The sequence below is a fragment of the Pseudarthrobacter sp. SORGH_AS 212 genome, assembly GCF_030818145.1.
In the GTDB taxonomy this organism is placed as follows: Bacteria; Actinomycetota; Actinomycetes; order Actinomycetales; family Micrococcaceae; genus Arthrobacter.
Genome location: NZ_JAUTAA010000001.1, coordinates 2257401 through 2280589, shown reverse-complemented (window position 1 = coordinate 2280589; position 23189 = coordinate 2257401). Strand labels below are relative to the sequence as shown.

The 23189-nt window shown below is 68.1% G+C and carries 20 protein-coding genes; 10 read left to right on the top strand and 10 right to left on the bottom strand.

Annotated elements, in window-relative coordinates:
* Positions 1–169: 169 nt before the first annotated feature.
* The 5 genes from QE394_RS10465 to QE394_RS10445 all read right to left on the bottom strand — a co-directional run bounded on the left by QE394_RS10465 (position 170) and on the right by QE394_RS10445 (position 5359).
* Positions 170–1240 (bottom strand): siderophore-interacting protein, encoded by a 1071-nt coding sequence (locus tag QE394_RS10465; protein ID WP_200937744.1) that lies wholly within the window; start codon positions 1238–1240, stop codon positions 170–172.
* Positions 1237–2049, bottom strand: a complete 813-nt coding sequence (locus QE394_RS10460) for an ABC transporter ATP-binding protein (protein WP_261620862.1) — start codon at positions 2047–2049, stop codon at positions 1237–1239. The genes QE394_RS10465 and QE394_RS10460 overlap by 4 nt, the downstream gene beginning before the upstream one ends.
* A 1-nt stretch (position 2050) precedes the next feature.
* On the bottom strand, positions 2051–3094 hold the full coding sequence (locus QE394_RS10455) for an iron chelate uptake ABC transporter family permease subunit (protein ID WP_082497354.1): 1044 nt from the start codon (positions 3092–3094) through the stop codon (positions 2051–2053).
* Between the two features lie 77 nt (positions 3095–3171).
* Complete coding sequence (locus QE394_RS10450) at positions 3172–4209, bottom strand: iron chelate uptake ABC transporter family permease subunit (RefSeq protein WP_235501479.1); 1038 nt, start codon at positions 4207–4209, stop codon at positions 3172–3174.
* A 64-nt stretch (positions 4210–4273) separates the two neighbouring features.
* Entirely contained in the window at positions 4274–5359 is a 1086-nt protein-coding gene (locus QE394_RS10445; protein WP_349034455.1) for an iron-siderophore ABC transporter substrate-binding protein, read from the bottom strand.
* A 366-nt stretch (positions 5360–5725) separates the two neighbouring features.
* Here QE394_RS10445 and QE394_RS10440 point away from each other — a divergent pair, with 366 nt between their 5' ends.
* The gene (locus tag QE394_RS10440) at positions 5726–6220 is read left to right on the top strand and encodes an FBP domain-containing protein (RefSeq protein WP_349034454.1); all 495 of its coding nucleotides are present in this window, start codon (positions 5726–5728) and stop codon (positions 6218–6220) included.
* Between the two features lie 64 nt (positions 6221–6284).
* Here QE394_RS10440 and QE394_RS10435 read toward each other — a convergent pair whose 3' ends face one another.
* The 4 genes from QE394_RS10435 to QE394_RS10420 form a co-directional block, all read right to left on the bottom strand.
* Positions 6285–7007: a hypothetical protein gene (locus QE394_RS10435; RefSeq protein ID WP_156368366.1), complete on the bottom strand. Its 723-nt coding sequence runs from the start codon at positions 7005–7007 to the stop codon at positions 6285–6287.
* 200 nt (positions 7008–7207) lie between these two features.
* Positions 7208–10669 (bottom strand): ATP-binding protein, encoded by a 3462-nt coding sequence (locus tag QE394_RS10430; protein WP_349034453.1) that lies wholly within the window; start codon positions 10667–10669, stop codon positions 7208–7210.
* Complete coding sequence (locus QE394_RS10425; RefSeq protein WP_349034452.1) at positions 10666–11685, bottom strand: DUF4194 domain-containing protein; 1020 nt, start codon at positions 11683–11685, stop codon at positions 10666–10668. Before QE394_RS10425 ends, QE394_RS10430 begins: the two co-directional genes overlap by 4 nt.
* The gene (locus QE394_RS10420; protein WP_056078366.1) at positions 11678–13135 is read right to left on the bottom strand and encodes a DUF3375 family protein; all 1458 of its coding nucleotides are present in this window, start codon (positions 13133–13135) and stop codon (positions 11678–11680) included. Before QE394_RS10420 ends, QE394_RS10425 begins: the two co-directional genes overlap by 8 nt.
* A gap of 263 nt (positions 13136–13398) precedes the next feature.
* Here QE394_RS10420 and QE394_RS10415 point away from each other — a divergent pair, with 263 nt between their 5' ends.
* The 3 genes from QE394_RS10415 to QE394_RS10405 all read left to right on the top strand — a co-directional run bounded on the left by QE394_RS10415 (position 13399) and on the right by QE394_RS10405 (position 16748).
* Complete coding sequence (locus QE394_RS10415; protein ID WP_261620867.1) at positions 13399–13701, top strand: hypothetical protein; 303 nt, start codon at positions 13399–13401, stop codon at positions 13699–13701.
* 61 nt (positions 13702–13762) lie between these two features.
* Positions 13763–15763, top strand: coding sequence for an acyl-CoA dehydrogenase family protein (locus QE394_RS10410; protein WP_349034451.1), 2001 nt, complete (start codon positions 13763–13765; stop codon positions 15761–15763).
* 64 nt (positions 15764–15827) lie between these two features.
* Positions 15828–16748 carry a TIGR04086 family membrane protein gene (locus QE394_RS10405; RefSeq protein WP_349034450.1) on the top strand — a complete coding sequence of 307 codons (921 nt, stop codon included), beginning with the start codon at positions 15828–15830 and terminating at the stop codon, positions 16746–16748.
* Here QE394_RS10405 and QE394_RS10400 read toward each other — a convergent pair whose 3' ends face one another.
* The gene (locus QE394_RS10400; protein WP_261620869.1) at positions 16749–17147 is read right to left on the bottom strand and encodes a YchJ family protein; all 399 of its coding nucleotides are present in this window, start codon (positions 17145–17147) and stop codon (positions 16749–16751) included.
* Between the two features lie 164 nt (positions 17148–17311).
* On the opposite strand from QE394_RS10400, the gene QE394_RS10395 reads away from it, so the two are divergent.
* From QE394_RS10395 to QE394_RS10370, 6 genes are all read left to right on the top strand, one after another.
* Positions 17312–18061, top strand: coding sequence for a hypothetical protein (locus QE394_RS10395; protein WP_349034449.1), 750 nt, complete (start codon positions 17312–17314; stop codon positions 18059–18061).
* 27 nt (positions 18062–18088) lie between these two features.
* Positions 18089–19093, top strand: coding sequence for an aldo/keto reductase family protein (locus QE394_RS10390; protein WP_015938893.1), 1005 nt, complete (start codon positions 18089–18091; stop codon positions 19091–19093).
* 4 nt (positions 19094–19097) lie between these two features.
* Entirely contained in the window at positions 19098–19952 is an 855-nt protein-coding gene (locus QE394_RS10385; protein WP_349034448.1) for an SDR family oxidoreductase, read from the top strand.
* Positions 19953–20053: 101 nt separating this feature from the next.
* A complete protein-coding gene (locus QE394_RS10380) occupies positions 20054–21172 on the top strand; it encodes a sulfite oxidase (protein ID WP_261620872.1) in 1119 nt (372 codons plus the stop codon).
* A gap of 39 nt (positions 21173–21211) precedes the next feature.
* A complete protein-coding gene (locus tag QE394_RS10375; protein ID WP_056078390.1) occupies positions 21212–21595 on the top strand; it encodes an RNA-binding S4 domain-containing protein in 384 nt (127 codons plus the stop codon).
* Between the two features lie 57 nt (positions 21596–21652).
* The gene (locus QE394_RS10370) at positions 21653–23176 is read left to right on the top strand and encodes an amidohydrolase family protein (RefSeq protein ID WP_349035398.1); all 1524 of its coding nucleotides are present in this window, start codon (positions 21653–21655) and stop codon (positions 23174–23176) included.
* Positions 23177–23189 lie beyond the last annotated feature (13 nt).

Genomic DNA, 23189 nt, shown 5'->3' with positions numbered 1-23189 from the left:
CGCGCTTCGCCGACCAGAGCGAAGAGAGGCCGCCCGCGGCCGAACGGAGCGCCGGGAGGAAGGGCGGACCCGAGGGCCCCGAACTGAGCTTGCGAAGTTTGGGAAGGGTCCAACCGCTAAGCGACGGCGAAATAGCGGTGCCGTCGCACCAAGGCGAAGCGCAGAGGGCTTAGCCTTCGGCTTTGCCCTGCCGCCAGTAACCCATGAACGCAACCTGCTTCCGGTCGATGCCCACATCCCGCACCAGGTACCGGCGCATGTCCTTGATGACGGCTGCTTCACCCGCGATCCAGGCGTAGAACGGCATGGCACCGGCGGGCATGTCCGGGTTCTTGGTGGCGCTGATCGCGGCGGTTTCCATCCGGGACGGGGTCTCCCAGAGGATGTCCTCGTCCACGTTGACGTCTTCGGGTTCGGGGCCCGCGCCGGCGTCGGAGGCCTTGATGCCCACCCAGCCGGGCACGGGAACAGCCTTGCGCACGGCGTCCTGCAGCAGTTGGCCGTGCGGGCGGGACCGCCCGATCGCTGCACCGCGGGCCAGCCAGGTGATCTCGATGTCCGCCGGCGAGCTGAGCTGCTGGAAGTCGCCGGCCTCCGGGACCTCAAGGAAGGCGTGGCCGGTCATGTAGGACGGAAGGCTTTCCAGGATGGCGGAGATGGCCGGGATGGCGGTCTCGTCACCGGCGAGCAGGACGCGCTGGGCCAGGCCCGGCCGCCATTCGATGCCGGAGTAGATTTCGGCGGTGACGCAGTGCGCGGCCCGGTTGTTGGGGCCGATGATGGTGATGGCGTCACCGGGCTTGGCGTTCAGTGCCCAGTTGGCGGCGGGTCCGCCGTTTCCGTGGTCGTCGAAGTGCATGACGAAGTCGACGTCGATCTCCGGGTACACCTCGTCCAGCCGGGCGTCACGCACGGTGTAGGTGCGCATCGAACCCTTCACGGCAGGGTCCATGGCCAGCCATTCGCGGTACCAGCCCGATTCGCTCATTTCGAAGACCGGCAGGGGAATCTGTGTGCCGTCGGCAGCGACGGACGGGATCATCAGCTTGATCCGGAGGTCCAGGGTGTCCCCGTGGACACCGAAATCGCGGAGGCAGTAACCGCCGAACGTGATCCGGCGGAAGTTGGGGCTGAGCTCCTGCACCGACGAGACGGTGACCTCGAAGGCCAGCGTCATCGGTTCAGTGTTCAGGGTCTTGGTGTTCATCGGCTTGGTGGATGCGGCGTCGCGGGTCTTCATGAAACAAGCTCCAGTTCGGTGGGGACGTGATGGCGGCCGATGGGAATGATCAGGGGCGTTCCGGAGACGGGATCCGGGATGACCCGGGATTCCAGGTTGAAGACGCTGCGGACCAGGTCCTCGGTGACAACCTCGCCCGGGGTACCTTCGGCCACCACGGCGCCGGCCTTCATGGCAATGACGTTGTCTGCGTAGCGTGCCGCGAGGTTGAGGTCGTGCAGGACGATCGCCACGGTGGTGCCGCGCCTGCGGTTCAGGTCCGTGACCAGGTCCAGGACTTCCACCTGGTGGGCCAGGTCGAGGTAGGTGGTGGGTTCGTCCAGCAGCAGGATGTCGGTTTCCTGCGCCAGGGCCATGGCGATCCAGACCCGCTGGCGCTGCCCGCCGGAGAGTTCATCCACGTTCCGCCCCGCGAGGGCCAGCGTTTCGGTGGCCTCCAGCGCGCGCTGCACCGCGAGATCATCCTTCTCGCTCCAGCTGCGGAAGAAGCCCTGATGCGGGTACCGGCCGCGGCCCACCAGGTCGCGGACGGTGATGCCGTCCGGTGCGGTGGGATGCTGCGGCAGCAGGCCCAGGGTGCGGGCCAGTTCGCGGGCGGGACGGGTGTGGATGTCCTTGCCGTCCAGCGTGACAGCGCCGCCGGCAGGTTTAAGGAGCCGGGACAGTCCGCGGAGCAGGGTGGATTTTCCGCAGGCGTTGGCGCCCACGATCATGGTCACCCTGCCTTCGGGGATTTCGACACTGAGGCCGTCCACCACGCAGCGCTGATCGTATTTCAGCGTCAGGTCCTCGGCGTTCAGAACTGCCACGTCAGGCATCCTTTCGGTTGTTCGTGACCAGGAGCCACAGCAGGAACGGGGCACCGAGCGCGCCGGTGATGACGCCCACCGGCAGGACGGTTCCGTCCAGTACCAGCGGGGCAAGGTTGGCGGCGAGGAAGTCCGCGGCCAGGACGATGACGGCCCCCACCAGGGCCGAGGCCGGCAGGCTGGCTTTCCCGGTGAAGCGCCGGGCGATGGGACCGGCGAGGAAGGCGACGAACGAGACCGGCCCGGCTGCCGCCGTCGCCACCGCCGCGAGGGTGACCGCGATGATGACCAGGGCGAGGCGGGCGGCGTTGACCCGGATGCCCAGGCCTGCGGCGGTGTCGTCGCCCAGTTCGAGGATGCGCAGCGGCCCGGCGATGACGCCCACCGCGGGAAGGAGCACGGCGAGTGCCAAGAAGAGGATCCCGGCGCGGTCCCAGTTAGCGGAGTTCAGGGAACCGTTGAGCCACACCAGGGCATCGGCGGCGGTGCGGATGTCAGCGCGCGTCATCAGGAAGTTGACCACGGCGTGCAGGGCGGCAGCGATTCCGACGCCTGCCAGTACCAACCGGTTGCCAGCGGCATTGCCCCGGCCGCCGCCGCGGATCCCGCCACTGGAAATCGCGTAGATCAGGCCCGCTACGGCCAGGGCCCCGACCAGCGCGGCGCCGGACACCACTGCACCTGACGCACCGAAAATCACGATGGCCACCACGGCGGCGGCGCTGGCGCCATAGCTGATGCCGATAATGTCCGGGCTGGCCAGCGGGTTGCGGAGCATCGTCTGGAAGAGTGCACCGGCCAGCCCGAAGGCCAGTCCGATCATGGTTCCGATGACCGCACGCGGGAGCTTGTTTTCCATGACGATGAAGCTGGCACCGGGGATCCTGGGACCGCCGGTCAGATGGTTGTAGACGATGGTGAAGAAATCAGGGATGGTCACCGTGTAACTGCCCAGCAGCACGGAAACGAAGAAGAGGATCACGACGCCGGTGGCCAGGAAGGCGGTCCGGTTCAGGAGGATCCGTCCCCGGCGTTGCCCTGTCACTTGGGGTCCTTCAGGGGCGGTTGTGGCAGGCTTATCTGATAGGGCAACCGGGGTTGTGGGGGCCGCTGTCTTCGGGGTCACAGTCCGGCTCCCTTCCCGCGGCGGACCAGCCACACGAAGACGGGGGCGCCGATGAGTGCGGTCATGATGCCGGCGGGCACCTCACCGGGAAGCAGCACCACCCGTCCCACGATGTCCGCGCCGAGCAGCAGCACGGGCGCCAGGACCAGGGAGAACGGCAGTATCCAGCGGTAATCCGGCCCGGTCAGGAAGCGAACAGCGTGCGGGATGACCAGGCCTACGAAGGCGATGGGGCCAGCCATCGCCGTTGCGGATCCGCACAGCAGCACGATGCCCAGGGCAGTGATGCCCCGGGCGAGGCCCACGCGCTGGCCCAGGCCGCGGGCAATGTCATCACCGAGCGCCAGGCTGTTGAGGATGCGGCCGGTCAAGAGCACGATGACGGCCCCCGCGGCGAGGAAAGGCAGCCCCGCCAGCACCACGGACCAGTCACGGCCGGCAATGCCACCCACCTGCCAAAAACGGAACTTGTCCAGGGTGTCCTGGCTGGACACCAGGATGACGCTCATGAGCGAGTACAGGCCGGCGTTGAGGGCGGCACCCGCCAGGGCAAGCTTGACCGGGGTGGCTCCGTCCCGGCCGAGGGATGCGATGCAGTAGACCACGACGGCGGCCACGGCGGCGCCGATGAACGCGAACCAGATGTAGCCGGACAGTGAGCCGACACCAAAGACATAGATGCCGGTCACCACGGCCAGGGCGGCGCCCGCGTTGACGCCCATGATTCCGGGATCGGCGAGGGGGTTGCGGGCAACGCCCTGCATGGCGGCGCCTGCCAGGCCCAGCGCACCGCCGGCCAGCAGGCCGAGGACTGTGCGGGGAATGCGGGCGTGGACCACTGCGTGGTCACCGTTGGCGGGATCGAACTGCGTGAGCGCGTCCCAGACGGTGCCCAGCGGCAGGCCCCTCGCTCCGACGGCGAGGGATGCGCCTGCCAGGACGGCGAGTACGACGACGGCGGCCAGCAGCCAGGCGGCACGCTTCCCCGGGAACGCGCGGGCGTTTCCCGGGGCACGGGCTGCCGTGCCCGGCACCGAAGTACCGGGGCTTGCGGCCTGGCGGGCCGCCGTCGTCGAACTCTGCGTCACGGAACCGGCGCTACTTCACGGCATCCGCTGCGGTGGCCAGCTCAGGCAGGAACGTGTCCAGTGCCCAGGGAAGGCTCAGCGGTGAGGAAGCGGAGATGGCGAGGACCAGGCTCTTGTTGGCGTCTGCGACGAATGCGCCGCTCTTGACGGCCGGGATCTGTCCGAGCAGGGGGTCATTCTTGATCGCGTCGGCTTCGCTGGCGTCTTCCACCGAGCTGAGGAAGATGTCCGAATCAAGCTCGTTGACCTTCTCTGCCGACCACGGCACGAAGAACTCCTTCGAGCCGGCCGATGCCTGCTCCGCAACGGGGGCAAGCTTCATGCCGATGGAGGACAGGAACTTGGGCCGGTTGTCATTGGCCGTGTAGATGCCGGTCTGGGTGCGGTCGGACGGCAGGGCGTAGCCGTAGATGAAGGTCTTGTCCTTGATCTGCGGGTACTTCGCCGCCTCTTCCTTGACGGTGGCTTCTGTGTCGGAGACCAGTTTGGCAGCTTCGGCGTCCTTGCCCAGCGCCTTGCCCACGATGGTGGTGGCGTCCTGCCAGGACGTTCCGTAAGCCAGCTCGGGGTGCGCCACCACCGGGGCGATTTCGCTGAGCTTCTTGTAATCCTCTTCGGTCAGGCCGGAGTAGGCGGCCAGGATGACGTCAGGGGTGAGCTTGGCGATCTCGGTGAAGTTGATGCCGTCCGCCTCCGAGTACTGGACCGGAGCCTTGTCGGTGCCGAATCCGGCGCCGAGTTCTTCAAGGGCGGCGTCCTTCCAGGGAGTGGAACCCTTGTCGTTCCCGCCCCATTCATTCTTGGGAACACCTACCGGGACAACACCCAGGGCAATGGCGACGTCGTCATTGACCCAGGAGACCGTGGCAACCCGCGTGGGCTGCTTCTCGATGACGGTCTTGCCGAACACATGGTCGATGGTGACCGGGAACTGGGCGCTGCTGGAAGCGGAGGCGCTGGCATCGGAAGTAGACGTTGCCGGGCCGGTGGAGCAGGCGGAGAGCGTCACCGCGGCGGCCAGGATGGCCGACGCCCCCGCTGACCTAAACAGCGTGCGGCGGGTGGTGCTGGGGCCCGTGAACAGGGAGGAAGCCATGAAATTCCTTAAGTGAGCGATGCGAACTTAAGCAAGGCTAGCCTATGCTTCCGGCAATTACGAAAGCTTTTCGTATCTTATTCCCCAAGGTGACGAAGGACACAGCCGCCGTGGTCTTGGACAGGATTTCCAGGGTTTGGCAGGATGGCAGGGACCGGGTCCGTTACGGAACGGCCGGACAAAAACCTCAAGAGATCGGGACATCGAGGAGCAATGCGCACGCCGGAGGCTTTCAGCCCCGCTGCTGCCGCGGAATGCGGGGTGGCCGCTTTGGCCTGCTTCGCGGACAACTGCTGACTCCCCTTTTTAGAACCCGCATCCCGGGCTGCTGCCCGCTGCCGGGCCCCTTCTCACGAAAGTTCAGCCATGCAATCAATCACGCCCCAGCAAATCCGCTCATCCTTCGTCAACGCCAGCCGTTCCGAGGCCGCCAAACTCAACCTGCCCCAGCACTTTGACAACCTGCACTGGGACAGCCTGGACTTCCTCGGTTGGCGGGACCCCAAGATGCCGCTTCGCGGTTATCTCGTGGTTCCAGGCCCCAAGGGCCTCACCGGAGTCCTGCTCCGGGCGCCCGAAGGTGGCGCCCGGAAGAACCGCTCTGTCCTGTGCGAACTGTGCCGTGACGTGTTCTCCAAGGAGGACGTGCTGCTCTGGGTGGCCCGCCGCGCCGGCCAATCCGGCCGCAACGGCAATACCGTGGGCACCCTGATCTGCGCAGATTTCCTGTGCTCCGGCAATGTCCGCAAGGAGCCCCCGGCCAATGAGATCAACCCGGACCCGGCCGCCGTCGTGGTCCGCCAGATCCAGGGCCTTCAGGACCGCACCGCGCAGTTCCTGGGCAGGGTGCAGTCCAAGTAGCGCCCGGTCGCCACACCTGGGGAATGCCCTCCCGCGCATCACGGGAGGGCCTTCCTGTGTCCGGTCAGCGGTAGGTGAAGCTGGCCAGGATGGCCCTCAGCGCCTGGCCCTGGCTGCCGGCGAACCACGCCCGGGCTGCCTTGTCGTCGGGGAACTGCTGGTCATCGAACAGCACTTCCGCCGTCAGCACGCGGTCGCCCAGGAGGATGATTCCCTTGACCGCGTCCCGGGGGCCTGTTGCCGGTGCGCCCGCCGTCAGCTGCAGGTGGTAGGTGGCATCGTCGTCGTCCCAGTCCACGTAGAACGAGGCATGCGCCTCCGGGGTGGACCGGCCCTGCAGCCCGGGCACCGGAACGGATTCGAAAACGGTCCTGGTGACCGGGCCGGCGACGCCATCGGCGATTTGTCCGTAATAGATGCTGACCAACTGCTTGTCACTGGCGTCATAGATGGTGGCCGTTCCCACGTAGGGGGACGCCGAGGCCTCGAAGACCTCGGCCTTCCAGTCCGCCGGCCGCGTGAAAGAGAGCCTGCCGTCGGGGAAAGTGAAAGTCGCCAGCCCGGCCCCAGCAGGATCGGAACTGGACGGCGCCGGCGGGGCGGGCTGGCCCGGCGCCGTGGACGGGGCTGGAGCGCCCGGCGCCCCTGTTGAAGGTGGGACTGTAGCGGCGGGGGACATCACCCCGCCGCCGGGTTCTGCCGGCCCGCCGGCTGTACAGCCTGCCAGGAAGAAGGCGGCCGCGGTGGCCATTGCAAGGGGTCCGGTGAGTCGGCGGGCTGGGTGCATGGTGGCTGCCTTTCACGAGGGCGCCGTGAGCTTGTTCGGCGGCAACTGCGGGACCCAGCGTTCCGCAATGCCTACGGGGATCAGGATGGCGTGGTGGTGTTTTGCTCACAAGGGTGGCACAACCAAATCGCGGCACACCAGAACCTGACGGATAAATCCATCAGTTTGTTATCCCTGTCTCAGGTTCGCGGCGGCGGCCATCAGCGCAGCACGATGTCCACAGGATTCGCCTCGGACCGCCAGGCCCCTTCCTCGCCCTGCCGGGGGCGGATCACCGGCGCGGTTAGCACGCCGGAACGGTTGGTGCGCCGGTCCCGGAGGATCTCGGTCACGGAGCCGAGGTGCCGGGACAGGTCGATGACGTTCTCGGGCGCGGCCAGCAGCAGTTGGAACCCGAACTCGTGCAGCGCCTTGATCCCGGCGCCGGCGAACTCTTCCGAGGCAAGCACGAAGGCTTCATCCATCATCACCGTGCCGTACGTGGTGAAGCCCTGCTCGGCGATGCCCAGCTGGTAGCTGAGGGCGGCCGCCATGATGAACGCCGTGAACCGCTGCCGCTCACCGCCGGACATGGACCCGGTGTCCGCGTGCATGAACACCTCGGTCTTCTTGCCGGCCTTCTTTCCCTTGGCCGGGGGCGCGGTGACCTCGCGGTGCTCCTTGCACTGGATGAACAGGTGCCCGCGGACATCGAGCACCTCGGCCCGCCAGCGCCGGTCTTCCGGAGCCTGCGAGCCCAGGCGCTTCACCAGCGTTTCCAGGGACTTGTAGCGTGCCGTAAGCTCGGCGTCGTCGTCCCGTTCCGCACCCGGCTCGGCCTTGGCGGGCCGCGTATGCCGGGCCTTCAGCGCGTTCTGGATGGCGTCCTTGAACTGCTTCGCGGTTGGCGGCAGGGTCTGCTTGATGTCCAGTTCCAGGAAGCTGCCCTCGTGGAAGTTCACCTGCGACAGGATGCCGTTCAGCGGCAGGATCCGGCTGGTGATGGAGCGGCGTTCCTCGTCCAGGAGGTGCAGCAGGGTGCTGAAGGATTCATGCGTGCGCTGGTTGAAGAACTGCCGGAATTCGGCTTCCTGCGCCGGCAGTCCATCGTTGACGATCGCGTGGTAGCGGGCTTCGAATTCGCTGGCCGCCCCAATGCTGGTGCCGTGGTCGGCGGAGATGGCGCTGCCCCACTCCCGCACGAACCCCTCGAAAATGCGGGTGAGCCGCTCCGCAGTGGCCTGTCCCCGGGATTCGGCGGTGTGCAGCTCGCCCTGGAGTGCGGTCCGCACGCGGTTGGCCAGGTTGTCCAGCTCGTGCATCTCCGTCACATCGCCGAAGTCGGCGAAGTACGGTTCCAGCGCCGTCACGGTAGCGTCCGACGGCGGCGCTTCGGCCAAGCGGTGGCGCGCGGCCTCCAGCAGGGAATCGGCAGCGGTCAGTTGCCTGTCGAGGGCCTTGTACTCGCTCTGAAGCACGGCTGCGGACTCGGTGCTGGACTGGTGCCTCTGCCGGACTTCCTCGATGGTGGCGCGCAGCGGTTCCAGGTCCGCCTGGGCGGCAAGGGCGTCTTTGAGCCGCTGCTCAATGCCCGCCAGTTCCTCGGCCGCGACGGCTGCCGAGACCTGGTCCCAGGGCCTGTCGTCCTCAGCGATCCGGCGGAGCGCCTCGAGCTGCCGGCTCATGCCTTGGTGGGAATCTTCCCGGCTCTGGGCCAGCTCGGCCGCCTTGGCCACTTCCTGCCGGAGGTCCTCCACCTGGCCGGCCACGAGTTCCAGCTTGGCGGCGTTGTCGAACCCGAGCACGTAGTCCTGGCGGCTGGTGAACCGGTCGTCCTTCTCCACGGTGTGGCGGTTCCGCTTGACCACGCCGCCCAGGCTCAGGCCCTTGTCCAGCGCGGCGAGCTGGTCCGGGTCTTCCACGCAGGGGTAGGCAAAGTCGAGGGCGATGCGTTCCCGCACCCATCCCCCCGCCTCGGCAGCCGCACCGCTGGCGAGGATGTCCAGCTTGGTGAGCAGGTCGCCGTCGCGCGCGTCCTCCACTGCCAGCGGACCACCGGCGAGGGGCTTGGAGACGTCCACGGCCCGCAGCGCGCCCCGGACCTTGTTGTCGTTCAGGTAGCGGGTCACCGAGGAGAAATGTTCGCCGGGGACCAGGAGCGTGGTGGCCAGGTTACGGAGCGCACGCTCGGCCGCCGGGCGCCACCGCTCCTCCCCTTCAGCCAGGTCCATCAGCTCACCGGCGAACGGCATCCTGTCCTCCGGGATGCCGGTGGCGGCGGCAATGGCGGCACGGTTTTCAATGCTCGACGGCGGCAGCAGGGATTTGCGCGTCTTCAGCGACACGAGTTCCTGCTCGGCCGCGGCCAGTTCGCGCTTGCGGCTGGCGTGGGCGTCGAACGCCTCGAAGCGCAGCTCCTGCAGTGCCTGCGAATCGTCCTTCAGCTCCACGGAACGGGCGGCCGCCTGCTCGTGGGCCTGCTCCCAGCCGGAGGCCGTCCACTCCAGCTGCAGCCCGGCGTCGGACAATGCCTGCTGTGCGGCCTGCTCCACCTGGCGGCGGAGGCGCAGCCCCACCCTTGCGTTCTCCAGCGACTGCTCAATGGCGGAAATCGCATTGCCGCCCTGGCTGTTGTAGTCGGTTTCCAGCTGCCGCAGGTCCTTGGCCAGGCCATCGCGGACCGAACGCTCGGCACCGAGCTCCTTCGCTTTGGCCTGCGCCAGTTCCTTGAACCGGGCCAGGATCTTCTGCTGGACGGTGACGGCGAGCCGCTGCCTGTACGACTCGAATTCGCCGCCGGCCAGGTCCCGGAGCCGGTTGGCGTCCAGGAGGGACTGGGCGTACTCGCGGTTCAGCCCCGGAACCGGCGCCAGCTGGTCGCGCTGCTGCCGGACGTCTTCGAGGCGCTGCCGGATGGACATGAGGTTGCTGAACTCTTCCACCACGTCGTCAGCCGCCGTCAGCGTTGCGGGGGCATCCAGCACCTGGTCGCGGAAGAACGTATTGACGCTGCCGCCCAGGCCTTTGCCCGCCTGGATGACCCGCAGCAGCGGAAGCGCCTGGTCCGAGCTGATGCCCAGCAGGCGCCGGAACCGCTCGGCGAAGGCCTTGTGGACGTCGAACACCTGGGCGTGCGGGAAGATCGTTTCCAGCGCGCCCTTGGTGAACCGCTTGTCCGCGATGCCCTCAATCGCATCGAGGTCCAGCGGAACATTGTCGATCAGGTAGAACCGGCCCACGCTCGATTCCGTGCCGTTCTTCGGCAGGTCGAACAGGGCCGAGACGGTCACGCGGGTGCCCGCAGCGTTGTCGAACGTCAGCCCGACGGCGGACCAGGTGGCACCGGGGCGCTGGAAGGCACTCGCCGAGCCCTCGCCCACGGCTTTGTCGCCCACTTTGCCGCGCATGTACGTGAACGTGGTGCGCTTGTCCTCCACAGCACCGCCGGACCGCTGGGCGGCTGCCTCGTTGGACCGTGGCCTGGCATCGAAAACGCGCAGCATGGCGTCGAAGAGCGTGGACTTTCCCACGCCGGAATTACCGGTCAGCAGGGTTCCGTTCCGGTCCACGCGCATGGTGTGCGCGCCGTGGAACGTGCCCCAGTTGACCACCTGGACCAGCGCCAGCCGCATCTGGCCCGGGTTCGTCTCTTCCCCCAGCGGGAGCATGCTCGGAATGGTCACTTCGCGGCCTCCTTCTTGGTGCCGGCAGGGTACGACGACGGCGCTGCCGCCCCCGCCCCTTCGCCGGACGGCATCCGTCCTTCGGACGATGCGTCCGGCTCCGACAGCGGGTCCGGATTTCCCACTGCTCGCAAGCTCGCAGCGGGTCCCTCATCCGTTCCCTTAGATGCCACTCCCTGGGCGGCAGCGCCGTCGTCGTTGTCATCGTCACCCGTGTCGTCCAAGTCCAGCAGGGGTTCCGTTCCGGACTGGTCCGTCGAAGCGGCCACCAGGGCTTCGATGTGGGCCGGGATGTCGCCGATGTTCTCGAACGGGAGGGCCAGCGGGAGGGCGTTGGAGATGGTGTACACGTCGTCAAGGCCCGTGGGCAGCAGGAGCTGGCGGGCCAGGAGCTTGGTGATCGCCCGGGTGACCACGTCCGAGTCGCGGAGGGCGTCCTGCTGGCCGGACGGCTGGTAGTGCGCCACCAGGTCCGTGATTTCCTCGCGGGTAATGGTGGGGTCAGTCTGGGCGGTGACGTGCCGGTCCAGCAGGAGCCGCAGCCGGAGCAGCACGATGGTCTCCACCCGGCTGAGGGCCCGCTGTTGCCGCAGGATGCTGGACCGGGCGCTGCCCCCGACCACGTCCGGGTCCACCGGGCGCAGGACGGCGATCTTCCGTTCATGGTCCAGCTGCATGCTGAGGAACAGTTCCGAAAGCCGGCTGCGCAGGATCACCTGGTTGTCCAGGAGGACCGTCCACAGCTTTTCGTCCCGGCCGCCGTCAATGTAAGGGCCCTTGAGGAGCTTCACCAGCGCCTGCCGGACCTTCATGTTCAGCACGCCTGTGTCGCCGGGGAACAGCGCGGCTCCGTCCACGAAGGTGTCGCGCGGAGTGACTGCGCCGGTGACGTGGCTGGCCGGCATCGGGGCGTCCGCGGTTTCGGCAGGCCCAACTATCGGATCACGGGTTTCGGCCGGCTCAACCGACGGGCCGGGTACTGGCTCGGCGGGCGGTGCCGTCATCTCTTCAGTCATCTGAATCCTTTGCGAGCGTGACCACCGGCAGGTAGGCCCGCCGGGTGGTGCCGTCTATCTGTTCAAAGTCCAGGCCGTCCACCGCTTCGCGGTCGAAGGTGGCGCCCGCGTGCAGCGCCTCGGACAGGAGGGCCCGGATGGTGTTGATGTGCTGCTCTTCCGGCGGCAGCTGCTCCCAGGCGTCACCCAAGGTCCTGGCTCCTGCCATGGCCGCGCGGACCACCGCCGGCTTGGCCTTGCCGGTCCTCGGCGAGCGCACGCGGTCTGAGTCGCTGAACGCGATGGGGTCGGCCAGCTTGGGGGGTGCGGCGAACTCGTCTGGGTCGAACAGCTTCACCATGGACAGCGCCTCGAAACCCGCGTTGTACAGGACGGGTCCGGGAATCAGGCCGGGCCGGTCACGCTCGTACGGCAGGGACCGGATGGCGTGCTCGGCTTCGCGCAGGACCTGCCGTAACCGGACCGACTGGCGGAAGTCGTCGCTCTGGACGTAGGTGTTGAGGCTTTCGCTGAGCTTCCCGTAGATGCGCTGGATCTGGCTGTGCTGCTGGCGGAGTTCTGCCACCAGGTTCTTCAGTGTTTCGCGGTCCTCCGGCGAGAGGTCATCCGCGAACTGCCGGCCGAGGACTTCGCCGATGGCGGAGCGGAACCGAAGCTGCTGCTGCGGGTCCTCCAGGAACGCGGTGAAGGACCGGAACGTCCTGCCTTCCGGGCTTTGGCGGAGCCGCTTGTCCGCTTCCAGCACCTGCGCCATGGTGGCGCCCTTGGTCAGCGACTCCTCGATGATCTGGTTGCGGAGGCCGCCCACCAGTTCCTCGATCCGGTCGCGCATCTTCTTGTAGTCGGCGGGCAGGCTGGCGGCCAGGTCCAGGATGTTGCCCGCGGCCTCCACGGCTTGGTCGTCATCGAGCAGGCCGTCGAACTCGCCGCTGCTGATGTCCTCGATCAGCTGCTGCCGCTCACCGATTTCCTCCTCGAGGGCCTCAAGCCGGGCGCTCTGGTCCGGGTTGGTCTCATTGGCGAGCTTTTCGACATCGCCGAGCAGGGTGCCCAGCCGGGACCCGTTGAGGGTGGACCGTTCGCTGGAGAGGCTGTCCAGGAATGCGAGTACGCGGGCGGCGGGTTCGGTGACTTCGTAGACGATCTGGCCGGACTGGTTCCGGCGGGTCAGGAACTGCCGTCGCGTCCACTCATCGCCGAACGACTTGCCGTTGGCTCCGCCGCCCAGCCCGGGGTCCTGCCGGCGGAGCTCCTCCAGGAAGGAGTCGACATCGGCATGGAATTCCTCGAGCGGAAGCTGCGGCCGGATGCGGGTAAAGGACGCCTGCAGCACCGCGATAACCCACGGCGCCGAGCGGGTGAGGGCCCAGGCGGGTCCCTTGGTGAGGAGCTCGAGGTCCCGGAGCCGGGCGCTGATGGCGTCAGCGGATGACCTGGCGGAGCGGGGCACACACTCTCCTTGGACTGTTGGCGGGGCGGGTGGCAGGGCGGGCCGGAAAACGGCCAACTACAAGGTTAACGCAGCGCGTTCGGGGGGACCGCCGCAACCGCTCCGTGACCTACCCGGCGGTAGGGTATCGATCCCGTATCAACAGCTGTTTCGTGCTGCTTCGCTCTGGCTCGCCGCGCAGGGCCCACCCTACGCTTTCTGCTACCGGCCTTCGCCGCTTGGCCGCAGCAGACTTTCACCACAGCAACGCCGCAGGGGGACACATGCAGTTCGATTTGAGCGCTCTGGACACATCCACGTTGGTCTTCATCGGGACCCTGGCTTTTGGCGGCCTGTTGGCCGCCTTCGTTCTGGCATCGGGGCTGGTTGCGCTCCTGCTGCTGGGTACGGGAAAGCTCGCCTGGGTCCTGGTGTCCAGCACGCTCCTGGCGGTGGTCCATGGCATTAACGCAGGCTGGGACCGGCTGGTGCATCACGCGAAAAGCGTGGACGTGGCCGCGGACTTTCCGGGCCAGCCTTCCCCTGGTACCGGAACCTACCCGCGGGTAATATTGAGGGACAGCTGAAGGGTTCTCCAACCCGGCGGATCCATGGCTTCACCGGCCATTCCGGCCTAGGAGATAACCCATGACCTCCGCCACGCACAGCCCGTCCACTGACGCGCCGGCCGAAGAAACGCCCGTCCCCGCCGGAAAGATCGGTTCCGGCGTCACCGCGGATGAAGCCCGGGCCGTGGCCGAAGCCGCCCGGGAGACCGGGTGGGACCGGCCCAGTTTCGCCAAGGGCCTCTACCTGGGCAACTTCGACCTGAGCCTGGTCCACCCGTGGCCAACGCCCGATCCTGCGGATGTGGAGCGCGGTGAAGCATTCATGGCCGGGCTCACCGCGTATGCCCGGACCATGGACGGCCGGGTGATTGAGCGTGCTTCACAGATTCCGGACGAGTACATCCGGGGGTTGGCGGACCTGGGCGTCTTCGGCATGAAGATCCCCCAGGAATACGGCGGCCTGGGCCTCTCACTGGTGTACTACGGCCGCGCCCTGGCGCTGCTGGGCAGCGTCCACCCGAGCCTCGGTGCGCTCCTTTCGGCGCACCAGTCCATTGGCGTGCCCGAGCCGGTCAAGGTATTCGGCTCGCCGGAACAGAAAAAGGAGTACCTGCCGCGCTGCGCGGCCGGCGCCATCACCGCATTCCTCCTCACCGAACCGGATGTGGGCAGCGACCCCGCCCGGCTGGGCAGCACCGCCACACCCACGGACGACGGCGAGGCCTACCTGTTGGACGGCGTGAAGCTTTGGACCACCAACGGGGTGATTGCTGAGCTGGTGGTGGTGATGGCGGTGGTCCCGGCGCACACGGACGCCGACGGCACCCGGCATAAGGGCGGGATCAGCGCGTTCGTGGTGGAGATGGACTCCCCCGGGATCACGGTGGAGAACCGGAACGCCTTCATGGGCCTTCGCGGGATCGAAAACGGCGTCACCCGCTTCCACCAGGTCCGGGTGCCCGCCGCCAACCGGCTGGGCCGCGAGGGGCAGGGCCTGAAAATTGCCCTGACCACCCTTAACACCGGGCGGCTGGCCCTGCCTGCGCTGTGCGTCGCGTCCGGGCGGTGGAGCCTGAAGATCGCCCGCGAATGGTCCAACGCCCGCACCCAGTGGGGCCGTCCCGTGGGCGAGCACGAAGCGGTGGGAAAGAAAATCGCCTTCATCGCGGCCTCCGCCTTCGCACTGGATGCCGTGTTCGAGCTCGCCGCCGAGCTTGCGGACGCCGGCCAGAAGGATGTGCGGATCGAGGCCGCCCTGGCTAAGTTGTGGGCCACGGAAATCAGCTGCCAGATCGCCGACGAGCTGGTCCAGATCCGCGGCGGGCGCGGTTTCGAGACCGCGGAGTCCCTGGCCGCACGCGGCGAGCGTGCAGTACCCGCCGAGCAGCAGCTGCGGGACCTGCGGATCAACAGGATCTTCGAAGGGTCCTCCGAGATCATGCGCCTGCTGATCGCGCGCGAAGCCGTTGACGCGCACCTCGCCGCCGCGGGAGACCTGGCGTCGATGGATGCGAGCCTGTCCGACAAGGCCCGGGCCGCCGTCGGGGCCTCCGGCTTCTACGCCAAATGGCTGCCCAAGCTGGTGGCCGGCGCCGGAATGGACCCGCGTTCCTACGGCGAGTTCGGCCGGCTGGCCCGGCAGCTGCGGTTCGTGGAACGCTCCTCCCGGCGGCTGGCCCGCCAGACCTTTTACGCCATGGGCAGGTGGCAGGCGAAGCTCGAACGCAAACAGGCCTTCCTGGGCCGCGTGGTGGACATCGGCGCTGAACTGTTCGCCATGACCGCGTGCTGCTCGCGTGCGGAGATGCTGCTGCGCACCGATCCCGGGCGGGCGGCGAGCGCCTACGAACTCGCCGAAGCCTACTGTGAACAGGCGCGGGTGCGGGTGGACGAATACTTTGACCAGCTGTGGCGGAATACGGACGACGGCGACCACCGCCTCACGCGCAAGGTTCTCGCCGGGGATTACGCCTGGCTGGAGGAAGGGGTCCTGGACCAGTCCGAAGGCACCGGGCCGTGGATTGCCGACGCCTCCCACGGGCCCTCGGCGAAGGAGAACCTGCACCGCAGATACCGGTAGAACCGCAGGTCACGGAATCGTAAGCATCCTTGCTATCGGGGTGGGGCGGTGGTTGAGTGGATCCATGAGCAGCTCAACGGACCCAGAGAACCTCCCTCCCCGGCGAGCGCGGCAGGACGGGCGCAGCGAAAGCGGCCTTGCCGGGGACGCGGACAGCCAGGCCACGCGCTCCATCGACCGGACTCCGGCTGACAATGCAACGCGTCCCATCGACCGCACATCCGCCGGCGATGCAACGCGCCAGTACTCCGGGGCGCCGGCCGCATCCGCCGAACGCGACTACCCCCAGGAGGTCTATGCCGAGCGGGCGGAGCCGGACCGGGACTACGTGGACCGCAGCGGGTCCGCGGGTACCGCTCGGACCGCAGCTGTCCCGGCCGCGGCCGTGAACCCGAACCTGACCGACCGCGAAACCGCGATCGCCCGGGAGAAGGAGCAGTTCGGCGGTATCAAGGTGGGTTCGGCGTTCTTTGGCTGGCTGACCGCAACAGGCATGGCCGTCCTGCTCACCGCCCTGGTGGCAGCTGCCGGCACCGCCGTTGGGCTGGCCAACAATACGGATGTCAACGAGGCCGTGAACCAGGCGACGCAGAACAGCGGCACGGTGGGCCTGGTGGGCATCATCGTGCTGCTGGTGATCCTGTTTGTCTCCTATTACTCCGGCGGCTACGTGGCCGGCCGGATGGCCCGCTTCAACGGGGCCAAACAGGGCCTGATGGTGTGGGTCTGGGCGTTGATCGCCGCCATAGTCATCGCCGTCCTGGGCCTGGTGGCCGGACAGCAGTTCAATGTGCTGGCCAACCTCAACAGCTTCCCGCGGATCCCCATCAACGAAGGTGAGCTGACCACCACCAGCATCATCGCCGCCGTAGTGGTGGCCGTGGTGGCGCTGGTGGGTGCCGTGCTGGGCGGGCTGGCCGGGATGCACTTCCACCGGAAGGTTGACCGGGCAGGATTCACGCCGGACAGCGACTACGACGGGTAGTCAGTCCAGGATGTCCCCGTCCACGTAGAACCACCGGCCGTCCGAACGGACGAACGTACTGGCCTCGTGCAGCACGCCGCGCTCACCCGTGTGACGGTAGTGCGCCTTGAACTCCACCGTTCCAGCGGTGTCGAAAGGTCCACCGCCGCCGGTGGCCGCGATGTCCAGCCGCCGCCACTGCATTTCCGGGTCCAACTGCAGGTTCCCCGGGGCCGTATCCGGGTGCCACGTCCGGAGCAGGTAGTCCCGGTCCAGGAGTACAAAGGCCGTGTACCTGGAGCGCATCAGCTGCTCCGCCGTCGCTGCTTCGGCCCCGCCTGAATGGAACCGGCCGCAACAGGAGGCGTACTGATCCCCGGACAGGCACGGGCAACGGTCCTGCGCTCCGATTTTTGTCATACCGGGATGCTGTCATATCCGGTAACGGCTTTGCTACAACCCTCCGGACGGCCCCCGCGCCGGGGGCACGGCGGCACAAAAATCCGTAAGGTGGATACGAAGCTGCTGCCGTGCGTGGGGGCGCCGCCGCGGGCCCAGCTGAAAGCAGAGAGGAGAGATGCCACGTGGAAAATCCGGACACGCTCGTCCTCAACCTAACCTTTTTGGGCACGGTGGGCGTTGCCTTCCTGATCTTCTTCATCCTCTTCCTCCTGGGCGTCATCACCCTGCTCCTCGCGGGCGTGGGCCGGCTGGCCGCCGTGGTGCTGATGCGGCTGTTCGGCAGGGGCAAACGGAAAGACGGGATGCCCCTGGTCCAGCTCTACGGGACCCGCCTTGGCGAGCCCGGTTCCGGGTCCGGCACGGGCGCTGCGGCAGAATCCGCGTCCACACCGCGCGGCTGGCCTGCGGCACTCAAGCCGGCGCGCGTAAAGTCTGCGCTGGCGAAGTCCGCCCTGGCGAGATCGGCGCTGGGCGCCGCCGTCGTCCGTAAACCCGGAGCCCGCCGCGAGCAACCCGTCCTGGCCGAGGACTGGGTCTCCGCCGTGGCCGAAGCCGACGCCCGCGCAACGGCCCGGCAGCGCGCCGCGACCCCCGAAATCAAGCTCTCCGTGCGGGACCTGCCGGATCCCGGCGTTCCGGCGGACAAGGTGGAGTCCGTGGCGCCGCTCGTGGAATCAGCGCTGCACAACCACCGCCCCGTCCGCGAAGTCCCGCATTCCTTCAAGAAGCCCCCGGCTCCGCAGGTACTGCCGCCGTTGGACACCGGATCCCTGGTGTCCCTCTCCGCGCAGCAGGTACTCAAGCACGGCCAGGAGCCGAAGCGGACCGAATCCGACGCTGCTGCACGGAACGGCGGACGGCCCTTACCCTGAGCAACCATCTCCGCTAGCGTGAAGCCCATGGAATTCAGATACCTCGGAAACAGCGGTTTCAAAGTCTCGGAAATCACTTTCGGCAACTGGTTGACGCACGGCTCCCAGGTGGAAAACGACGTCGCCTCCCAGTGCGTGCGCGCCGCCCTCGACGCCGGCATCAGCACCTTCGACACTGCCGACGTCTATGCCAACACCGCGGCGGAAACAGTCCTGGGCGAGGCCCTGAAGGGCGAGCGCCGCGAATCGCTGGAGATCTTCACGAAGGTCTTCGGGCCTACCGGCCCCAAGGGCAAGAACGATCTTGGCCTGTCCCGCAAACACATCATGGATTCCGTTAACGGCTCGCTGCGGCGGCTGCAGACGGACTACATCGACCTCTACCAGGCCCACCGGTACGACTTCGAAACGCCGCTCGAGGAGACCATGCAGGCGTTCGCGGACATCGTCCGCCAGGGCAAGGCGCTCTATATCGGCGTCAGCGAGTGGACCGCGGACCAGCTCCGGGAGGGGCACAAGCTGTCCCGGGAACTGGGCTTCCAGCTGATTTCCAACCAGCCCCAGTACTCCATGCTCTGGCGCGTCATCGAAGCCGAGGTGGTACCGGCGTCGGAGGAACTGGGTGTGTCCCAAATCGTCTGGTCACCCATGGCGCAGGGAGTCCTGAGCGGCAAGTACCTGCCCGGCCAGCCGGCGCCCGAAGGCAGCCGCGCCACCGACGAAAAGGGCGGCGCCAAGATGATCTCGCGGTGGATGCGCGACGACGTCCTGCAGGGTGTGCAGGACCTCAAGCCGGTCGCGGAGGAGGCAGGCCTGTCCATGCCGCAGCTGGCTGTGGCGTGGGTACTGCAGAACCCCAATGTGGCTTCCGCCATCGTGGGCGCCTCGCGGCCGGAGCAGATCGCCGACAGCGTGGCTGCCGCTGGCGTGAAGCTGGAACCGGACGTCCTGAAGAAGATCGACGACGCCATCGGTGCCCTCGCCGAACGCGACCCCGCCCAGACCAAGTCACCCGCCACGCGGGAAGCCTAGGCGCATGGCGGCGGACCTGCCCGACCTTGCAGTCACTGGCTCCACGGGCGGGCTGGGCGGCATGGTGGCCCGGGAACTCGCAGGCGCCGGCTTCGCCCAGCGCCTGCTGGTGCGGGACCCGGCCCGCGCGCCTGAGCTGGAACAGGCGGCCACGGCCGTATGCAGCTACGGTGACGCGGAGGCTGCCCGGAGTGCCCTTGAAGGGGTCCGGGTGCTGTTCATGGTGTCCGCCGCCGAGGCGGAGGACCGGTTGCAGCAGCATTTTGCGTTCGTGGATGCCGCTGCCGGCGCCGGCGTGCAGCACGTGGTGTACACGTCCTTTTACGGGGCGGCCCCGGATGCCACGTTCACGCTGGCCCGGGACCACTACGCCACCGAGGAGCGCATCCGGGCCTCCGGAATCGATTACACGTTCCTGCGGGACAACTTCTACCTGGACTTTCTGCCCTTGATGACCGATGACCACGGGGTCATCAGGGGACCGGCCGGTGACGGCGTGTTTTCCGGGGTGGCCCGGGAGGACATCGCCCGCAGCGCGGTTGCCGTTCTGCGCGACCCCGCCATCCACAAGGGCAAGACCTACCAGCTCACCGGCCCCGAAGAGCTCACCATGGCCCGGGCTGCGGAGATCATCAGCGAAGGTACCGGCAGGAACGTGACCTACCAGGCGGAGACGGTGGAGGAGGCCTACGCGTCGCGGGCACCCTACAACGCGCCGAAATGGCAGGTGGATGCCTGGGTCAGCACCTACACCGCCATGGCGGCAGGCGAGATGGCGGGCATTTCGCTCGACGTGCATGGCCTGACGGGCAAGGACCCCATCAGCCTTGCGGAGTTCCTGACCCGGCCCGTGCTGTAGCTTTTCTTGCGTCTTCAGGGCGTTGACGGGCGCGCGGGGCGGGCGTAAACCAGAGGCAGGGAACCACCGCCCCGCCATCCGCCCCACAGAATCGCAGCGCCATGACGCAGACCCACGACAACCTGCAGTCCGTCCAGGCGGAAACCCCGGTGGGCACGGCGCCCGCCGGGCCCACCACCGGCCCGCTGACCGCGGAGGAACTCCAGCTCTCGGCCCGCAACCACTCCATGCCGCTGGAGGCGATGCGCCGTGATGTCACTCCGCCGGGCCTGCACTATGTCCTCACGCACTTCGACATTCCGGACATTGATGCTACGTCCTGGCACCTGCTGATCGGCGGGGCGGTGGAACGGTCCCTGGAACTGAGCATGGCGGCCCTGCACAAGGACCCTGCCATCACCGTCCCCGTGACGCTCGAGTGCGCCGGGAATGGCCGGTCCCTGCTCAGTCCCCGGCCCATCAGCCAGCCCTGGGTCCTCGAAGCCGTGGGGACGGCGTACTGGACGGGTGTCCCGCTCGCCTATCTGCTGGGCAAGGCGGGCGTCCTGCCCAGCGCCCGGGAAGTCGTCTTTACCGGTGCGGACGCCGGGATCCAGGGCGGCGTCCGCCAGCGGTACGCACGCAGCCTGCCGATCCACGAGGCGATGCGGGCCGACGTCGTGCTTGCTTACACGATGAACGGCCACGAGCTCCCGCCCCAGCACGGCTATCCCCTGCGCCTGGTGGTCCCCGGCTGGTACGGCATGGCCAGCGTGAAGTGGCTAGAGTCCATCGAGGTGGTCACCGCCCCCTTTACCGGCTTCCAGCAGCACGTCGCCTACCGCTACCAGGATTCCGCGGACGACGCCGGAACACCGGTTTCGCGCATCAGGGTCCGTTCGCTGATGGTTCCGCCGGGCATCCCGGACTTCCTCACACGGAACCGGACCCTGGCCGCCGGCCCTGTCCTGCTGCAGGGCAGGGCGTGGTCCGGTGAAGGTGCTGTGACCGGCGTGGACGTCGGCATCGACGGGGCCTGGCTGCCGGCGCAGCTCGAGAAGCCCCCGGGCGGATTCGCGTGGCGGAAGTGGACCCTGCCGTGGGTGGCCGGGCCCGGTGAACACGTGCTGTCCTGCCGCGCCACCGATGCCACCGGCGCCACCCAGCCCCTGGAGCAGAACTGGAACTACCAGGGCATGGCCAACAACATGGTGCAGAAGGTCCGGGTAACGGTCGCCTAGGGCTGGCCCCCGGCGCCGGGGCTATACTCGGTGCCAACCATGACGAGCCTTCCCTCCTCCCCCGCCAGCGCCCGCATTGACGCGTGGCTGTGGGCCATCCGCGCCTACAAGACGCGTTCGGCCGCCACCGCAGCCTGCCGCGCCGGCCACGTCCGCCTCAACGGCACACCGGCCAAGGCATCCGCCACCCTCGTCACGGGCGATACGGTGACGGTCCGAATGCCCGGCTACGAACGGATCCTCGAGGTCCGCCGCCTGATCGTCAAACGCGTCGGCGCTGAAGTGGCGTCACACTGCTTCACCGACCACACACCGCCGCGGCCGGTGGCCCCTGCCTTGGGCATCCCGCAGCGGGACCGGGGCACCGGCCGGCCCACGAAGAAGGACCGCCGGGAAATGGACCGCCTCCGAGGGTCCGCATGACGTGCCGTGGGCAGTGACCAGGCCCCGTGGCTGCAGCACAGTGACGGCAACACGGTGATGCCGGCTGCCGCGGACCTTGTCCTGGCCTCCGTGCGCCGCCCCGGCTCGAAGGCACCCCTCGACGTACACCTCCGCGGCGGGGTGGTGGCTGGGATCAGCCCGGCGGGGACGCTGGCGCACAAAGCCCGGCCCCTCCGGACTGTCGACTGCGCCGGCCGGTTCATCATCCCGGGGCTGTGGGACGAACACGTCCATCTCACCCAGTGGTCCCTGCACGCGAACCGGCTTGACCTCGCTGCGGCGGCGTCCGCGCAGGAGGCCGCTGCCGCCGTCGGACGCTTCATTGCCGCGGACGCCGCTGGAGCGGGCGGGACCGGTCCCGGCCACCCGATCACCGCTGTGGGCGTGGGCTTCCGTGATGCCCTCTGGCCGGATACGCCCACGGTGGCCATGCTCGATGCCGCCGCCGGCGAACGGCCGGCCGCGCTCATCAGCCACGACCTGCACTGCGTGTGGGTGAACACGGCTGCCGCCCGCCGCTACGCGCTCCGGGTGGACGCCTCGGGGCTGCTCCGCGAGGAACCTGCCTTCCTCCTGACCCGCGAGCTGGGCCGGCTGCCGGATGCCGTGGTGGACGGCTGGGTCAGCCAGGCCGCCCGCGATGCCGCCGCCAGGGGCGTGGTGGGCGTGGTGGATTTTGAGATGACGTGGAACCGCGATCCGTGGCTGCGGCGGATGGCCGCCGGTTTCGATAGCCTGCGCGTGGAGGCCGGCGTGTACCCGGCGGACCTGGAGCGGGCTGCCTCGGAGGGCCTGCGGACGGACCGGGAGGTACCCGGCGGCAACGGCTTACTGCGCACTGGCCCGCTGAAAATCCTGATTGACGGGTCCCTGAACACCCGGACCGCATACTGCGTGGATCCGTACCCTTTTGGCGGGCATGGTCTGCTGACCGTTCCCGTTGACCAGCTGCGTGCCCTGCTGCGGCGGGCGCGGGACACTGGGTTTGTCCCGGCAGTCCACGCCATCGGTGATGCCGCCAACCGGGTGGCCCTGGACGCGTTCGAGCATGCCGGCATCGGCGGCCGGATTGAGCATGCCCAGTTCGTCCGGCGGGAGGACTTTGCCCGTTTCGCCGCCCTGGGCGTGGTGGCCAGCGTGCAGCCGGTGCATGCGCTTGACGACCGGGATGCCGCCGATGCCAACTGGGGCGGGCGGACAGACCGGGCCTTTCCGCTGCGGTCGCTGCTGGACGCAGGTGCCACGCTGGCGCTGGGATCGGATGCGCCGGTGGCACCGCTCGATCCCTGGGCAGCGGTGTCGGCCGCCACCACACGGTCTTCCTTCGACGGCCGTGATCCGTGGCAGCCGCAGGAAGCCATCACACGCGAACAGGCCCTGGCCGCCTCCACCCGGGGCCGCGGCGCCGTCCGGGTGGGCGGGCCGGCCGACCTCGTGCTTCTTGACGCCGATCCCCTGGCGGTTCCGGACTCCGGGCTGGCTGCCATGCCCGTCGCGGCGACGCTGCTGGGCGGTCGTTTCACGTACGACGCCGGATGGGCGGCTTCGCGGGGCGGCTGAACCGTGCCGCCCA

Excerpts from the sequence above, each read along its gene's own strand:
- QE394_RS10465 (WP_200937744.1), bottom strand. The coding sequence starts at position 1,240 with ATGAAGACCCGCGACGCCGCATCCACCAAGCCGATGAACACCAAGACC.
- QE394_RS10445 (WP_349034455.1), bottom strand. The coding sequence starts at position 5,359 with ATGGCTTCCTCCCTGTTCACGGGCCCCAGCACCACCCGCCGCACGCTG.
- QE394_RS10440 (WP_349034454.1), top strand. The coding sequence starts at position 5,726 with ATGCAATCAATCACGCCCCAGCAAATCCGCTCATCCTTCGTCAACGCC.
- QE394_RS10435 (WP_156368366.1), bottom strand. The coding sequence starts at position 7,007 with ATGCACCCAGCCCGCCGACTCACCGGACCCCTTGCAATGGCCACCGCG.
- QE394_RS10425 (WP_349034452.1), bottom strand. The coding sequence starts at position 11,685 with ATGACTGAAGAGATGACGGCACCGCCCGCCGAGCCAGTACCCGGCCCG.
- QE394_RS10415 (WP_261620867.1), top strand. The coding sequence starts at position 13,399 with ATGCAGTTCGATTTGAGCGCTCTGGACACATCCACGTTGGTCTTCATC.
- QE394_RS10410 (WP_349034451.1), top strand. The coding sequence starts at position 13,763 with ATGACCTCCGCCACGCACAGCCCGTCCACTGACGCGCCGGCCGAAGAA.
- QE394_RS10405 (WP_349034450.1), top strand. The coding sequence starts at position 15,828 with ATGAGCAGCTCAACGGACCCAGAGAACCTCCCTCCCCGGCGAGCGCGG.
- QE394_RS10400 (WP_261620869.1), bottom strand. The coding sequence starts at position 17,147 with ATGACAAAAATCGGAGCGCAGGACCGTTGCCCGTGCCTGTCCGGGGAT.
- QE394_RS10390 (WP_015938893.1), top strand. The coding sequence starts at position 18,089 with ATGGAATTCAGATACCTCGGAAACAGCGGTTTCAAAGTCTCGGAAATC.
- QE394_RS10385 (WP_349034448.1), top strand. The coding sequence starts at position 19,098 with ATGGCGGCGGACCTGCCCGACCTTGCAGTCACTGGCTCCACGGGCGGG.
- QE394_RS10380 (WP_261620872.1), top strand. The coding sequence starts at position 20,054 with ATGACGCAGACCCACGACAACCTGCAGTCCGTCCAGGCGGAAACCCCG.
- QE394_RS10375 (WP_056078390.1), top strand. The coding sequence starts at position 21,212 with ATGACGAGCCTTCCCTCCTCCCCCGCCAGCGCCCGCATTGACGCGTGG.
- QE394_RS10370 (WP_349035398.1), top strand. The coding sequence starts at position 21,653 with ATGCCGGCTGCCGCGGACCTTGTCCTGGCCTCCGTGCGCCGCCCCGGC.